Origin of the sequence: Oligoflexus sp. (assembly GCF_035638955.1) — a bacterium.
Lineage (GTDB): Bacteria > Bdellovibrionota_B > Oligoflexia > Oligoflexales > Oligoflexaceae > Oligoflexus.
Map to the genome: position 1 here is coordinate 19,148 of NZ_DASQYZ010000265.1, position 14,149 is coordinate 33,296.

General features: G+C 50.3%; 11 protein-coding genes. 4 read left to right on the forward strand and 7 right to left on the reverse strand.

Translation table 11 applies throughout. The annotated features are described in order from the left end of the window. Positions 1-22: 22 nt before the first annotated feature. The 3 genes from VE954_RS24595 to VE954_RS24605 all read right to left on the reverse strand — a co-directional run bounded on the left by VE954_RS24595 (position 23) and on the right by VE954_RS24605 (position 4,232). Positions 23-772: a MotA/TolQ/ExbB proton channel family protein gene (locus VE954_RS24595; protein WP_324957806.1), complete on the reverse strand. Its 750-nt coding sequence runs from the start codon at positions 770-772 to the stop codon at positions 23-25. Beyond that, positions 696-2,780, reverse strand: a complete 2,085-nt coding sequence (locus VE954_RS24600) for a hypothetical protein (RefSeq protein WP_324957808.1) — start codon at positions 2,778-2,780, stop codon at positions 696-698. Before VE954_RS24600 ends, VE954_RS24595 begins: the two co-directional genes overlap by 77 nt. A gap of 114 nt (positions 2,781-2,894) precedes the next feature. Then, positions 2,895-4,232 (reverse strand): protoporphyrinogen/coproporphyrinogen oxidase, encoded by a 1,338-nt coding sequence (locus tag VE954_RS24605; protein WP_324957809.1) that lies wholly within the window; start codon positions 4,230-4,232, stop codon positions 2,895-2,897. Positions 4,233-4,463: 231 nt separating this feature from the next. Between VE954_RS24605 and VE954_RS24610 the strand changes: the two genes are divergently transcribed. Continuing rightward, entirely contained in the window at positions 4,464-5,642 is a 1,179-nt protein-coding gene (locus VE954_RS24610; protein ID WP_324957823.1) for a serine hydrolase domain-containing protein, read from the forward strand. On the opposite strand, the gene VE954_RS24615 is transcribed toward VE954_RS24610, so the two are convergent. Continuing rightward, positions 5,639-6,376 (reverse strand): hypothetical protein, encoded by a 738-nt coding sequence (locus VE954_RS24615; protein ID WP_324957810.1) that lies wholly within the window; start codon positions 6,374-6,376, stop codon positions 5,639-5,641. The genes VE954_RS24610 and VE954_RS24615 overlap by 4 nt on opposite strands. 150 nt (positions 6,377-6,526) lie before the next feature. Between VE954_RS24615 and VE954_RS24620 the strand changes: the two genes are divergently transcribed. Continuing rightward, positions 6,527-7,333, forward strand: a complete 807-nt coding sequence (locus VE954_RS24620) for a hypothetical protein (protein WP_324957812.1) — start codon at positions 6,527-6,529, stop codon at positions 7,331-7,333. Here the strand turns inward: VE954_RS24620 and VE954_RS24625 are convergent. Both VE954_RS24625 and VE954_RS24630 read right to left on the reverse strand, forming a co-directional pair. Then, positions 7,319-10,045 (reverse strand): 7TM diverse intracellular signaling domain-containing protein, encoded by a 2,727-nt coding sequence (locus VE954_RS24625; protein WP_324957814.1) that lies wholly within the window; start codon positions 10,043-10,045, stop codon positions 7,319-7,321. The genes VE954_RS24620 and VE954_RS24625 overlap by 15 nt on opposite strands. Positions 10,046-10,177: 132 nt before the next feature. Next, positions 10,178-10,444 (reverse strand): hypothetical protein, encoded by a 267-nt coding sequence (locus tag VE954_RS24630; RefSeq protein ID WP_324957816.1) that lies wholly within the window; start codon positions 10,442-10,444, stop codon positions 10,178-10,180. An 8-nt stretch (positions 10,445-10,452) separates the two neighbouring features. On the opposite strand from VE954_RS24630, the gene VE954_RS24635 reads away from it, so the two are divergent. Beyond that, positions 10,453-11,535 (forward strand): hypothetical protein, encoded by a 1,083-nt coding sequence (locus tag VE954_RS24635; protein ID WP_324957818.1) that lies wholly within the window; start codon positions 10,453-10,455, stop codon positions 11,533-11,535. A 238-nt stretch (positions 11,536-11,773) separates the two neighbouring features. Then, positions 11,774-13,291, forward strand: a complete 1,518-nt coding sequence (locus VE954_RS24640; protein ID WP_324957820.1) for an ABC transporter substrate-binding protein — start codon at positions 11,774-11,776, stop codon at positions 13,289-13,291. A 45-nt stretch (positions 13,292-13,336) separates the two neighbouring features. Here the strand turns inward: VE954_RS24640 and VE954_RS24645 are convergent, their stop codons facing one another. After that, entirely contained in the window at positions 13,337-13,780 is a 444-nt protein-coding gene (locus VE954_RS24645; protein WP_324957822.1) for a DUF1036 domain-containing protein, read from the reverse strand. Between the last annotated feature and the right edge of the window lie 369 nt (positions 13,781-14,149).

Here is a 14,149-nt window from a genome sequence, read left to right on the forward strand (position 1 = left end):
ATTTCCATATTGTTTTTGGCAATCAGATCCAACGAGCGCAAAAGATCGTCGTAATCATACTCGAGCTCTTCAGGCGCTGATCGAAACGAGCAGCCAGGATCTTGTACGTGGCACCAAAGAATGCGCCGTAAAGCGTAGTCTTCAAAGCGATAGCCAGCTGTGGTGTCAGGGCTTCCACGTTGACGCTGGCGCCCAGGCCATCGAACAACATGATCAAACCGAGAACGGTGCCGACCAGACCCACGTATGGCATCGCTTCGGAAGCGAATTGCAGGTTGAGGCGCGAGAACTCATAGAGTTCATGGCAGTCGAAGTAGTAGCGGTGAGCCACGTATTCCAGACGATCCTGCTGACCGGATTGCAAGGCTTTGCGCAGGTCCTCGGTCAAGGCATTGCGGGGAATAACGACGGCTTTACCGCCGTCTTCCGTGTCGATCAGGGCTTCTTTCAACAGGCGACCGGTTTCACCGATCAATGCGGCGTCTTCGGTCAAATGTTTGGTCGAAAAGAAAGCGGTCATCAAAGAGATCACGATGCGCACGATTTCAGTACCGGTCGTATACAACAAAAGACCGATCGAAAAGAGCAGCATCGAAAAGAAAAAATTCTCGGTAATGAACAATAGGCCCGCGATCAAAGTCAGGCCAATCATGCCCATCAGGCCGACAAAACCACCGGCCGCATGGCCGCGCGCTCTAGCGCTGCTGTTTGGTTTTTTTCCGGCTGGCTGGTTTGGATTTTCCTTTCCCGATTCGCTGTTTTTTCGGAGCAACCTTTGGTACCACTTCAGGGGCTTTTGGGGCTGCTGGTTCGACGACAGGGGCTGGGGATTCTCCGACTGCATGGGCAAGGCCCTCCTTTTCTATTTCTTTTTTCTTTTTCTTTTCTTCGATGCGGGCCTGTTGCGACGCAATGCGTTGCTCATAGACCGAGTGATAAAGAACGGCGGCCACCAGTTGGTAACCGGTGAAGAAGGTGATCAAAGCGATGATGAGTGCTGTGCGTGGCTTGGCACGCCAGCGTTTGCGTGGGGTTACGTCCTCGGTTGGGGCCGAATAGATAAAATTTTGTACGAGCCAGCAGATATGATCGCTAGGAGTTTCGATCGACGTAGGACGCTCATTATTTTGAAGGCGGCCCAGAATGCGCCGGGTGATGGCGATAAGCTGACTTGGGCTCGCGGAAACGGTCAAGAGTTCGGACTTGGGATTATGGCGCCAGTACAGATATTGAATAAAAGGACCGAGGCCATCATGCACGGTGATGAAGCAGCCTTCAAGCAGGCGACGGGCGCGGCGATAGGGGCCAAAGAGGAAGCCGCGGATTTTACCTGGGCTGGATTCCTTCAGCTCCTGGCCGAGGCGTAGGGTGGCTTCCAGATGCGTGCGGAGACTGACACGACCCAGGCCATCGAGCACGAGACCGGCAAGGAAATCATAGGCGAGGCCGTTGTCTTCCGGTCGCGTATTGAAGGCTTTTTCCAGGGTTGCCAGCGGAATCAGAACGCGAGGACGAGACAAGCCGCCGCCATAGGTCAACGGTAGATTCTGATGGGTTGGCAGATAATGAACTTGCGCGGCGAGGTCTTCGAGATCAGCCAGGAGGGGATGACCCGCCAGAGCTTCTACAATCCGCGGATGCCAGGGATTGCTGCCGTTAGGACTGCCGCTGATGAATTTGCGATCGAGGGCCTGCGCGATGAGTTCGAAGAGCAGGGCACTGAGGGTTGCGAGGCCGCCGAAGACCATAAGGCCAAGGGCCACGCTATGGACTTTGTCGAGTCCGAAGATTTTACGTGCACCCAGGACGAGACCTAAGGCGACTGCGATCCAAAGGACGGCGGCAATCGCCCGATAGAAAAAGACTGTCATCAATGCATCGACCACGTGCGGCATGCGGTTCTGTTTCAGGGTTTCAAGACCACGCAGCTGCGGAAGGATGCAGAGACCAAGACCCCAGAGAGCCCAACCGGCACCCAGGCCGCCGATGACCGCCAGGACCCAAGGTTCTGGAATGGCGAAGATGGCGACGGGTTTGACCAGTGCGAGTTCTTCGGAAATCAACCACAGAGGCCCGAGGGCAAAGAATATCCAGGCAGCGCCTAGGATGAGAAGATAGCGACGGCCGTGTTGAAAATAGAACAGGGAGGCAAAGATAACCGCTAGAACCAGGAACGCAAGGGCAGCGAGAGTCAGGCCCATCGCTTGTTTAGCGACTCGCGGACCGTGCTCTGCGGCAGCTTTCTCAGCACGACGCAGAGCCGCGCGTTGATCCAGAATTCCACCGGATTCCGTGAACGGTTTCATCGCATGCAAAAATGCAGTTTTCACATGCTCGGGGGCGGTATTGGGGGCAATGCTGATGCTCCCTTCACTCAGGACCTGCTCAGTTTCCGGAACAAGAGCACGATAGTGCAGGGTGTCGACCGCGACAGACCCTTCGATATAGAGGTCAATACCGGCGTCTTTTAACATGCGACGGCGGCAGGGAAAATCCGTGCAACTCGACAGCTGGAGCGCGTCTTTGGAAACTCCAAGCAGTCGCGGCGAGTCCTTGAACATATTCAACACATTTAATTCATGGGCATGCGCGATCCAATGGCGCTCGGTCTCTGGGCTTGCAAAATCCACTACAATGCGGCCGATGTCGGTTTCGGGAATAGGTTCGCTGGCTTCCGCCGTGTGAGCGAAGGCGAAGGCGAGTATCAGCAGGATGCGGAAGAGCAGCGGAAGCAGCATCAGGTCCTCAGTCAAGAGTTCACCAAGAACCTTATTCTGCAAGCTCCTGGCCAGATAATTTTCGAGTCATAGCGGGAGTTTAGCGATAGGTGGGCCGTCGATGATTGTGACAGTAAGGTGCAGCTCCCTCCATGGAGACGGTTTTAGCGAAACATTTTATTGGCTGAGATTTTTCGCGAGTGTTTGGGCTGCACGAAGGCCTGTGTAAAGAGCCCCATCGACGGTCGCAGAAGCCAGATAATCGCCGGCAAAGACAACAGGGCCTTGTTGAGCGTTCAAGGCTTCAACCGCCTGCCGGTATCGTCCCACACTGTGAAGGGGGATGGCCTCGGGTCGCTTTATAAGTTGATATAACCTGCTCTGTGCAGGAAGGCCGGGGCAAAGTTCGCGGGCCAAGCGCCAGGCGTGGTCACTCAGCTCATCATCCTGCATGGAAAGACAGTTCTGGCTTTCCTGGGCATTGAGGAAAACTCCGATTATATCCTGGTGCTCCGCTCCCGAGGGGCGGCTTTGCTGTTTGTGGCTATTAAAGTTGATCGCAGCGACTGGACTGCGGTGAGGGCCGCAGGGAAAAAGGGAGCTCATCGGCGGTAGCGAGGCGCGATCGTCTGTAAGAAAGGCAACATGAACATTTGGAACATAGGTTTGACTGGATAAAAAGTTTCGCGTGGCCGCAGGCACAAGATGATCATCTAGCTGCGAGGTCAGCTTATGAGCTGCGGTGGCTGTTGTAGCGAGCACGACGCCATCAAAAGCCCGGCGTTCAGTCCGACCTGAGCCTTCACCCTGTAGGAGAAACAGTTTTCCATCACGGGCAATACGGTCGATGGGAGCGTTGACATGGACCTTGACTCCAGCCACCAGGCGTTGGCAAAGAAAACTCATACCACGTTTGAAAGCAAAAAACTTCGCGGTCGAAGCCTTGGCCATCAACCCCAGCAACATCGCGCGTGAGACGTCTGTGCAGGAAAAGTACCAGAAAGGTTCGATGCTGGGCCGCACGAGATACTGATAAACCTCTTCTCCAAACAAGTGGAGCGCCTCGTCCCGAACCGATCGATCATCCCATGAAGCGAGGGTTTCAGGGCGGCTGAGGTCAAGCTTTTGGTGCCGTGCTGTGATCAAGGCTGCCTGCCAGGCCATGCGGAATTTGTCACGGGTTCCAAGAAACGGAAAAGAGAGGAAGGAGCTGACCGATCCAACCGTGAAATCCACCGTCTTCTGGCCATTGGTCAAGGCGTTGGAACGCGAGAGGTTCGTCATCTCAGCCAGAAGCCCGAGTTCATTCACAAGTGGCCATAGCATGCTGTAGAAGTTTGTAACGAAGCCGGCACCCGAATCAATGGCCCAACCCTGTTCCTGCCAGGAACAAGTTCGGCCACCGATCGATGGGTCACGTTCAAAGAGAACGACTTCATATCCTTGCTTGTGCAGGAGGTAGGCCGCATGACAGCCGGCAGGTCCCCCTCCAATAACAGCTATGTACTTTGCCATGGTTGACCCCATTAAACTGATTCTGGATGTGCTTCCAAGCCTATACTCAAATCGTTCATAGAGGTCAATCAGCTGTTGGAGTTGGAGATCGAGGCGTAGCACCTAACGTAGGTGATGAAGAAGACATCGGCTTGAACCCGTCGACTTGGTTTGTTAGAGTCACTTATTCTGACTGGATTCAGGCCATTCATGACCCTTTCTGCAGGGTATAAACAAGAATGCTGGGTGTCTATGCTTCGATATTTTCTGGTTCTGTCCCTTTTGAGTCTATTTTTGTCGTGTGCCAGTCGCTCCTGCAAAACTGACAATCAGCCGCAAGGGACTTTGAATGATGAACCTGCCAAAGTCGGCCAGAATCAATTGGATGCGATTCGGGACGACTATGCTCTGCCCGCGCTTGCAGTACAGGTTGTGTCCAGTAAAAAGCCATTCGGCTATGTGAGTGGCGTTCGCAAGTGGAATCACCCCACTCCAGCTTTACTCACAGATAAATTCCACCTGGGTTCCTGCACCAAGGCGATGACTGCAACGCTGCTCGCCATCTTTATTGAACGTGGCCAACTCAAATGGAATACGACCCTGCAAGAGGTTTTCCCTCAGCTGGTAGCCACCATGAGTCCGGCCTATAAGAACGTGACACTTGAACTTCTGACGGCACATCGAGGAGGAATTCCAGGAGATGTCTCTTCGTTTCAGAGGGGAACTTTGTGGCAAAAACTCTGGGACCCCAGCCTTGATCCCGTTGAAGGTCGCAAGCTGGTGGCGAAAGCCATGCTATCAGCTCCTCCTGCTCACGAGCCAGGTTCCACTTTTGAATACAGCAACGCCGGCTACATGATCATTGGAGCGGTTCTCGAAGCCCGGACTGGAAAAAGCTGGGAGGTCCTGATCAAGGAAGAACTCTTTAAGCCTTTGGGAATGAATGGCTGCGGTTTTGGAGCCCAAGCTCGTACCAAAGCCAACCCAGTCGATCAACCTTGGCCCCATACACGAACTGCTGGCGTGCTCCGTCCTGTGACCCCGGATTTTCAAGGGGACAATCCACCCACGCTGGGGCCGGCTGGGACAGTTCACTGCACGCTTGACGATTGGGGTAAGTTTGCCCAATTGCATATGGATGGTTTCAACGGCCGGAATACTTCTCTTTTAAAATCTTCAGCATTCAAGAAGCTTCATCAAAGTTATCCCGGCGATGAGTATACCTATGGGGGATGGCTTCGGGTGGATCGGCCTTGGGCGGGAGGTCCGACCTTCACACATTCTGGATCCAATACGATGAACCATGCCGTTATTTGGATGGCACCCTTGAAAGATTTCAGTTTTCTCGCTGTGACCAATGCAGGTGGGGAAGGAGCTGAACAAGCCACCGACGAAGCTGTCAGCATGCTCGTCAAGGAGCTTCAACCTTAAGATAGGCTCTTGTTATGCGCTGCGAATAAATCTGATTTTCCATCCCACTCTCCAGCTTCTGCGAATGGAGCAAAACGCATTGTAGTAAACTCATGGTGAAAGTTTTTGCGAATCATTTCCTGCATGGATAGCTGGTGACTTTCTCCGTCGTCCAGTTTGTTTTTTCCGTAAACCATATTGGTCATTGCAGATTCATTGTTCCAGATACTCAAGGTGGAGAACGTATTAAAAGGTCGAAATGCCGCCAGAGCTAAAGATTGACCTTTATGATCGCGAACCTGGCTTTCAACAGGCATTCCCCATTTTATGAACCTAGGAGTTTGAAGAATGTTTAGCCTTGCAAGCGTGACTGCGACAATCGGCTTGTCGCGCACCGCTATGTTAGGGTCGACGACAGCGTTTCTTAATTCTGCGATTTCGCCCCATCGCCTATAGAGCTTCAATCTGACATGCCATCCGCCATCAAATAAGCGCTGAGAAGGATGTTCTAAAAATTCATCGAGATAATGCGCTTCCTGCCACCAGGCGAAGAAGGCAACAGTCTTAATGTTGTACCTGGGGGGCGAAGCAATGGGCACCCCTAATTTCATGGTCAAAAAACTTTCTGAGTGATTGAGGCCAGCGATCTTATTTTGTCTTGCCGACCACAGCCAAAATAGAGGCACCTTCATGAGCGAGAGATTCACTAAGTGAAAGCTAAAAATCTCTTTGGTTAGCTCAGTGCCGATTATCAAACATCGACTCCCATAAGATAAATGAAATTTGAGGCCATCTTGATTTTGCCCTGCAAGCCAATCGGGTCTTGTCAGATAAAGAATAGCTTTGCTGGCTTTAATTTGCCAACGTTATGAGTGGAATTAAAAGTAGGATAAAAGGCCTTCAGAATGACTGAACTCACACTGCTTATTTTGCTTTTATGCGTCGCTTTTGTTTTGGCGCCTGTCATGACAAATAGGTTCTTTCTCAATGATTCTAGAGTTTATGCGGACGTCCATAAAGTATCACTCATAATTTTGCTTATAGGCCCTGCTCTGAATTCAAACCACTCCGCCGTTGTTTGGCTGGTGTTCTGCGCTTTCGGATTTTTGCTTTACCTTAAGAAAGAATACAAAACCATTTTTTCAATCCAAGGCATGGCCTCGTGCTTTCCATTTGTGTTTAGCCTTATTTCTGCAGTCTGGTTTGTATCAGGCGTCATTGATCTGCGCCTCCTGGGGTACGACAGGACATGGAGTTTGTATGCCGCCCTTCACGGAATTTTCCTGGGCTGGCTGTTCATTGGCTGCCTGGCATTTTTGTCCAAAAGGCCAATTCCATATAAGGGATATTTATGGGGTTGCTATCTATGCTTTATTTTCTTCTTGCTGGTTGCTTTCGGAATCGACGGAGTTGCCTCTATCAAACGGATTGGGGTTGTAGGCTTGTCCTTGATTGTGCCTTTTTTAATTGGAATCTACGCTTTCAATCTTAAAAAAGGGCATAAGCTTTCATTCCTTTTCGCAATGCTGAGCCTTTGCTCCATTATCATATCCATGACCTTAGCTATTCTGAATGAATTCTGGACGGGATTTCCCCGATTTGCTTTTGGTATCCCGATTATGGTTTTAGCTCATGGACTTATGAATTCGATTTTTGCCGTTCCTTGTTTTTTTCTGGCGATCAGGTCTGAACCTGGCTCAAACGATGACTGACACCAGAGGCAAACGCATCTCCAACGCGAAGTTGACAAAATCTGCATCCGATCGGCTTTGTTTTTCCAAATCAAGTGTAATCTCACCACCACTGCTGCGGAAATACTCGCGAATCGCTCCCATTCCAATGCCCCGTCCTGATATCTCGTTGACAGTTTTGCTGGTCGAAACGCCTTCATGAAAGATCAAGTTTGCGACCAAGTCTACATCTGTCAGCCTATCCTTAGGCAGCAGCTGTAAGTTTTGGCCAATTTCTCGCAAGCGCTGCAGATCGATACCACGACCATCGTCTTGAAAGCGAATGCGAAGATAATGATCGCCTACCAATTGGAGTAAAACCCGTATCCTGCCTTTAGGCTCCTTACCGCTAGCGATCCTCACTTCAGGGTGCTCTATGCCGTGATCAAGGGAATTCCTTAGGATATGGACGAATACATTCTTGAGGATCTCTTCACCGTGTTCGGTCAAATTGAATTCGTCAACAGCCAACTCAACATTCGGTATCTCCTTGCGCAGGTCGCGGGCCAGGCTCGGCAAACTGCGTAGCGCCTCTTGTATAACCTCACCGGAGCGGCGGAAGATCAAATTCTTCAGATCATCGCTGGTCAGCTTCAAAAAGGCTTTGATGTCTTCAGGCGCCGGACGTAAAAGAAAATTCGCTAAATCAAGAATTTTCGCCCGAATCAAATTCTTGTCGACCCATATCCTTTCGCTGATTTCGCTACGGCCGAGTTTGTGTTTGCCGATCTCACTGTACTTTTCAAGAATCGCCTCAGAGTCCGTCAGGCCCTTGCCAATCTGCTCCTTATCCCAACGCTTGTCGGGGTCAATCCGCATCTGCATATAGTACTGTTCTATCTCATGGACCTGGCTTGCGAGCTTGCCAAGACCAAGGCCTCGGGCGTTGCCTTTGAGGGTATGCATATTGATAAGAAGGATCTTCAGGACTTCGTCATCCCATTGTTGGCTACTGGCCAGCAAACGCCAATTTTCGGAGATCAGGATTCGAGCGGATTTCATGAAGCGGGAAAAAGATCCAACTGGGACATTGATGAGTTCCGAGATATAAGAGAGCTCATCTTGCTGCTCGGAGTTTTGTAATTGCAGAACTCGCAATGCTGTGACATCGCGGAGGGTAATGAGAATTTTGCCGACGCCTTCGTTCTTTGCATCCAACACAGGACACCAATCAATCTCCAGGGTCTTGCGGCGATCACCAGAAAAATTCCTGTCGAACTCCCTTGGCAGAGTGCCCGCATTGAGTTCAAAAGTCAGGAGATCTTCTCCTAAGCTTGCGGTGAGCGCGCTCTGGATCGTCGCCAGCTCATCACTGGTCAAACTGGAGTGGGCAAAAACGCTGGCCATCAAGGCCGTTCCCGCAAGATCCTTTGACTCCAGGATTTCGGTGAGATAATCGGAGAAATCGGCCCCAATGCTCACGACTCCGCCTTGTAGCTCGATGGTAAAGATCCCTTGATTGATGTGGACGAGCATGGACTTGATATCTCGGGTTTTTGCTTCAACCTGTGTATCCAGCGTTCGAACATGATCTTCCAGGTCACGGTTCAAGGAGTTTATTTTTCTTTGCGAATCAAGCTGCTCATGATGAACTTTGTCGCCAAGTGCCAAGGACAGGAGGATGACCTCAGCTATCGAACCAATGTAGATACCATTTTCCGAGAAAGAACTAACGGGTATGAGGCCTAGCGTCTGCAGGGCCTTGATTGCCATTCCCGTCCATATCGAAGCAAATGCCAGCATGTAGAAGCGGGCCGCGCGGTCTCCGCGTTTGACTAATACGGCTCCAGCCGATATTAATACCAGGTTCAGCACAAACGACAAGGACGTGCTTAATTTAGCCGTTAGCGTGTAGGATAAAAACGGGATCCCGCACAATCCAAGCAGGATCCATAGAATCAAGACAAAGATAAACTTATCGATCAGAGGCACATTGTATTGAGTTCGCAGAAATCGACGTGAAAATGCCAATGCAAAACCCGCTGAACCGTAAATGGAAATCGGAATACTGTAATTAGCGAGCCAGATGCTGTGAGGCCAAAGATATTGATAGGCAAAACCATTAAGCGCGAGATTGAACACTAGAAACAGTCCAATATAGGCAATATAATAGAGATAATTTAACTCACGCAGGCTAAACCAAAGGAAACTATTGTAGAGCATCATGACCACGATAATCCCGGTGAAAAAGCCAATGGCCAAATTCTCCCGGGTGATGGTGTGATGAAACGCTTCGGCATTGAGAAGCTTAAGGGGTATTTTCATCGACCCTGTCGTCTGGCAGCGGAGATAAAATGTCTGGACACCGGATAGTTTTAAACGGAATAAGAAGTTTTGGTTAGCGATATCACGCTTGGCAAAAGGCAAGTGATCACCCATGGTCTTTTTCTGAAAAGTACCGTCGGGCTGCGGGATATACAGTTCGATCCAATCCAGGACCGGATACGAAACCTGCAATATCCAGTCCGCTAATTCGGGTCCAAGCTCACCGCTGTCAATGCTTAAACGTAGCCAATAGACGGAATCCGTAAAACCAAAGCTGGGCACTGACGCTTTACTTCGTTGCCAGTCAAGGTCCTGCGCGGCGAGCTTTTCTATGGTCCATGCGCCTTGCTTATCTTCAATATAATCCAGATGCTCACCGAGATCATACTCATCATGCGTAGTCGATAGATGCAGTGGTTCCGCTGCCATGAGCAACCCGCAAGGGAACAGAAGCCATACTACTAGCGCCATTGTGCATACTGAAATATGCCTCATGAAGGTTTCCTTCCGAATCATAGCCAATCATTCGCTGTTTCTAGCTATTGTAGCGCAGTTTCGTTTTTAGGGCGGCATATTATCGCTATGGCAAGTGGGTTTTCTGAGGTGCGCGATGATTGGTGGTGTGCCCATTGTCAGCAGCGCCATCTGCTCCATGACTCCTTCCTGACAAATAGATTCCAACCTCTTTTGCCTCAATGCCTCGACGGTATCTTCACGTTCGGGCTGCTGGTCTAACTGGTCTACGGGTTTGGACAAAAACGCAATATTTGCTTTAGCAAGTTGTTCTGTCTTACGCAGGGTGAATTCGTTGTAAAAACCTTGGAACAAGGACTTTTATGAAACGTACGAAATTATTGCCGATTTCATGCTTGATTGCCATGAGTATGGCCTGCGGCAAAGATAAAAAAGAAGATAAGACTCCTCCGGCGGCCGTCATTCCAGATGTGCTGGAAAGTGTTGGGACTCTGGAAATACCCGATGCTCAAGGCAAATTTTCTTTTGATAGCGGAAATTTGATAGCCAAAAGCCGAGGTGGCGTTGTTATCGTAGACCCCGGAACTTTGACGGAGACAAGGGTGTCCGGTGTTGACACCTATATAGGTCGCTACTTTCTGGGGAACGATAAGAAATCCCTCGCGGTTGCCAATGATGACTTTCTCTATGCATACAGCATCGAGGACGGCCAAGCCTCCCTGCTGCAGAAATACTCCTGGAATACGGACGGACTGAAGCCTGTCGATTTAAATCAACCTCATGAAGAGACAGACGAGTCCTTGAGTTTAAGTACTCAGCAACGGTCCATCTCGTCTGCAAAATTAGGCGACACAAGGTTTGCCTTCTCGTACGGCACAAACAAAACATATCTGACATTGTTAAATTTTAAAGATATGAACAGTCCATCCATTTCCGCCGTGGAAATGCCCCAGGGCATAGCTACTCAGCTTTTTCATGCCGATCAGAGTACGAGAAGAATCTTTTTAACGGATGAGATTGATTTTAAGGTGCTCGACCTTAATCAACCTAATCCAGTCTTTCAAACCCAGACATTGAAAAATATCGAAAGTTTTCTGACGAGCGAGGCGTTTACTGTCATTGATGGCAAATTTCTTGTTCGTGTGACATTCGACCACATCCAAATTTTTGATATGAATGATCTGTCGAACCCGCTGGCAGAGGTGGAGCACAAAGTAGACAAGCCATCCTGGTCCGACACGCCTATCCATTTTGTGGGCAGAAAAATCCTGATCCCTGAATTGGACGGTCTTGCTGTCTGGTCAATTGACGACATGAAAAATCCAAAATTGCTAGGACGCACGGTACGCAAGGATTTCTTGAGCGATCTTATCGTCGTGGACGACAATACATTGGCCGCGGTTTATCATCGGCGTTTGGAAATCCTGAAGTTCAAAAAGCCTTGATTTTGCCATGTTCACGGCCGGCGGGGAGGCCACCATGGGAAACCCTTGGTCGCCCCGCCCTTGGTCAGGGATGATCCGGTCTCGATTGAGAGGAGAGGTCGGACCGAAGATGGCTGGCGTGCGGATGATCCACTGTTTGGTATCGCTTGCAGTCGTCACTAACTCTGACTTTCTGCGTACATTTGGTTACGACCTTGCCATATACCATGTCCAAACCTTCCTGGGAAACCATTCACTAATGACCCTCTATATTACCAGAGTTCTTGGCATTGTTCTGATTTTGGCTCCGCTCTCCTGCATCAGCAGCCCGAAGGCTTCGTCTAAACTGCCGACGATTCTGGTAAGCTCTGGCACCCAGGATCCGTTTGATCCAGAGCAATCGGCCCAATCCAGCTTCACATTGAGGTATTCCTTCTACTGCCACGCCTTCGAGTTGCAGCCGGATCAGACGCTCCGCCCAGATGTTGTCCGCTCGTTTCGGTGGTCTCCTGATTATCGCCAGCTGACCTTGGAAATTGATCCAGCCGCTCGCTTTCATGATGGCAAAGCTGTTACGACCCAGGATTTGGAGTATGCCCTGGTGCGGCCTTTTCTGGCGACCCGAGGTGAGGCCGAGCGAGCCTATGCCATCATCGGTGCGGAACACATCAAGAGCGGATCGCCCTTCCAGTCAGGCATGCTCTCCGGCATCAAAATCCAGGACGCAAAGACCCTGACGATCAGTTTGAAATATCCTGATAACACACTTCCTGCCTGGCTGAGCTCCGATGCCACCCGGATTGTTCCCTTTGGGGTTTTGGCCGATGATCATGCCACCTTCGAGAAAACGCCTGTGAGCTGTGGTGATTACGCAGTAGTCCATAGAACTGCCGATGGCTCGGTCTACAGAATGAAAAAGCACCGAGGTCCTGCGGACGCCCCGGCCGAGCTTGAACTTTGGAATTACGCTTTCGATAAACTCCCAGCAAAACCGGATATTATGCAGGGCGGGCACTTTCCCAAGGATAAGGTTGATAACTCGTATTATAGGTTTCAATGGGGTGAGACACCAGTGATGGTATTCACGCTGGTCCTTAATGATAAGGCTCCTCTTGTGAAAGAAGCAGCGTTCCGAAAGGCGCTGGACCTGGCCATCCCTCGCCAGAAAATAGCCTCCTACCGCAATGATATCCCAACCCGTGACCTCACGGCTCCAGGTTCGCCCGCCGATCTGGGGTTACCTGTCATCGAAAACCTCGATGAAGCCAAACGCCTGTGGATCACTCTTCCGAAAGGTCTGCGTGAGAGAACTTATAGGATCGTCATCAAAACGAATTATCCGGGTCCCTATTTTAAGCTGATCGAAGACAATCTTCGTACCATCGGCATGAAAGTCTCCCTGATTGCGAAGCAGATGAGGCACTTCGAATCTTCCGACGAAGACGCTCTGGCTCTTGGCATAGGGTTTATCCTTTTGAAGGCCAACCCTGTGGCTATGTATCAACGCTTCGACAGGCGAAACCTCCACGCCGATCCTATCCCAGCCTTTGCTCAGCCGGAACTGCAGGAACTCATCGATGCTTATAAGCCTCAGTTTGAGGCTCCCGGCATTCAAGCTGCATCTCAAAAAATAGCTCATTATGTTTTAGGACGGAATCTGGTTATTCCGATAACATATTCACGCCAGCTGCTGGCCCTTTCCCCTCACGTGAAAAGCTACGCTGGTGCCTGGGATGCAGGGATCAACCTTCGCCTCATACGCGTTGAGAGCAAGTGAAATGCCTGGATCGAAGCCAGGCACCCATCACTCCACTTGCCGTCCTCAGCAGCGCGGATCATTAACAGATGTATTTGGTGAGAATGTGAATGTGAAAGTAGAGGGCATGACGCCTGTTGCCTTGTCCGGCGTCCACACGCAGAAATAAGGTTTGGCTGGACAATCACCCGTACTGTCAGCGTTGTAAAACTTGAATGCATTGCCGCCATCGGCACAGAACGAGTAAGGCCCGGTCCAGCTCTTGCCAGCAGCTCCTTCGGCGTAAAGATAATGCCGCGTATTGCTGAGGTCGGGTCCATACACTGTTTTGCATTCACCCGGATTCATGGTCCACCAGCCCTCGGATGTCCAGGTATTATCTGTATCATAATAGGCGTGACTGACCCATATCTGTTCGTGCGATTTATTGCAGGTGACGAAGCTGGCAAAAGCACTCTGTGAAAGGCCAATGGCGGCCGCAAGACTTAAAACCGATAGAACAGTTTTCATTTTCAACTCCTTTTGCATAATTCCACCTGTCCATCCATGGGCAGGGCCATCTTCTAGACGAAGAGCGGCTCGCGAAGCTGCAAAAAATGTTTTGGAAAAACACTTTTATGTTCAGTGGTTAATTTCAATTAGACGGTTTGGGTCATGCATAGGGTGTATTCAAATCAATCTGACCTTTCGACCTGCTTTCTATACTGATCGCGAAACAGAGCCATGGCTTAAGGTGAGCATCCTTCATCCCTAGTCATTCTCAGTGATTTGATATAGATGCGCGCCTGTTCTGCTGCATTCTCAAACGCATCGGTATCTCTCTTCAACTTGGTCAGGAGCATCCCCCCCTGCATAATTGCAATGCAGAAATCAGCCAGG

Bases quoted from the DNA above. Each gene is read 5' to 3' on its own strand.
- VE954_RS24620 (WP_324957812.1), top strand. From the start codon at position 6,527: ATGACTGAACTCACACTGCTTATTTTGCTTTTATGCGTCGCTTTTGTT.
- VE954_RS24610 (WP_324957823.1), top strand. From the start codon at position 4,464: ATGCTTCGATATTTTCTGGTTCTGTCCCTTTTGAGTCTATTTTTGTCG.
- VE954_RS24625 (WP_324957814.1), bottom strand. From the start codon at position 10,045: ATGGCAGCGGAACCACTGCATCTATCGACTACGCATGATGAGTATGAT.
- VE954_RS24645 (WP_324957822.1), bottom strand. From the start codon at position 13,780: ATGAAAACTGTTCTATCGGTTTTAAGTCTTGCGGCCGCCATTGGCCTT.
- VE954_RS24640 (WP_324957820.1), top strand. From the start codon at position 11,774: ATGACCCTCTATATTACCAGAGTTCTTGGCATTGTTCTGATTTTGGCT.
- VE954_RS24605 (WP_324957809.1), bottom strand. From the start codon at position 4,232: ATGGCAAAGTACATAGCTGTTATTGGAGGGGGACCTGCCGGCTGTCAT.
- VE954_RS24635 (WP_324957818.1), top strand. From the start codon at position 10,453: ATGAAACGTACGAAATTATTGCCGATTTCATGCTTGATTGCCATGAGT.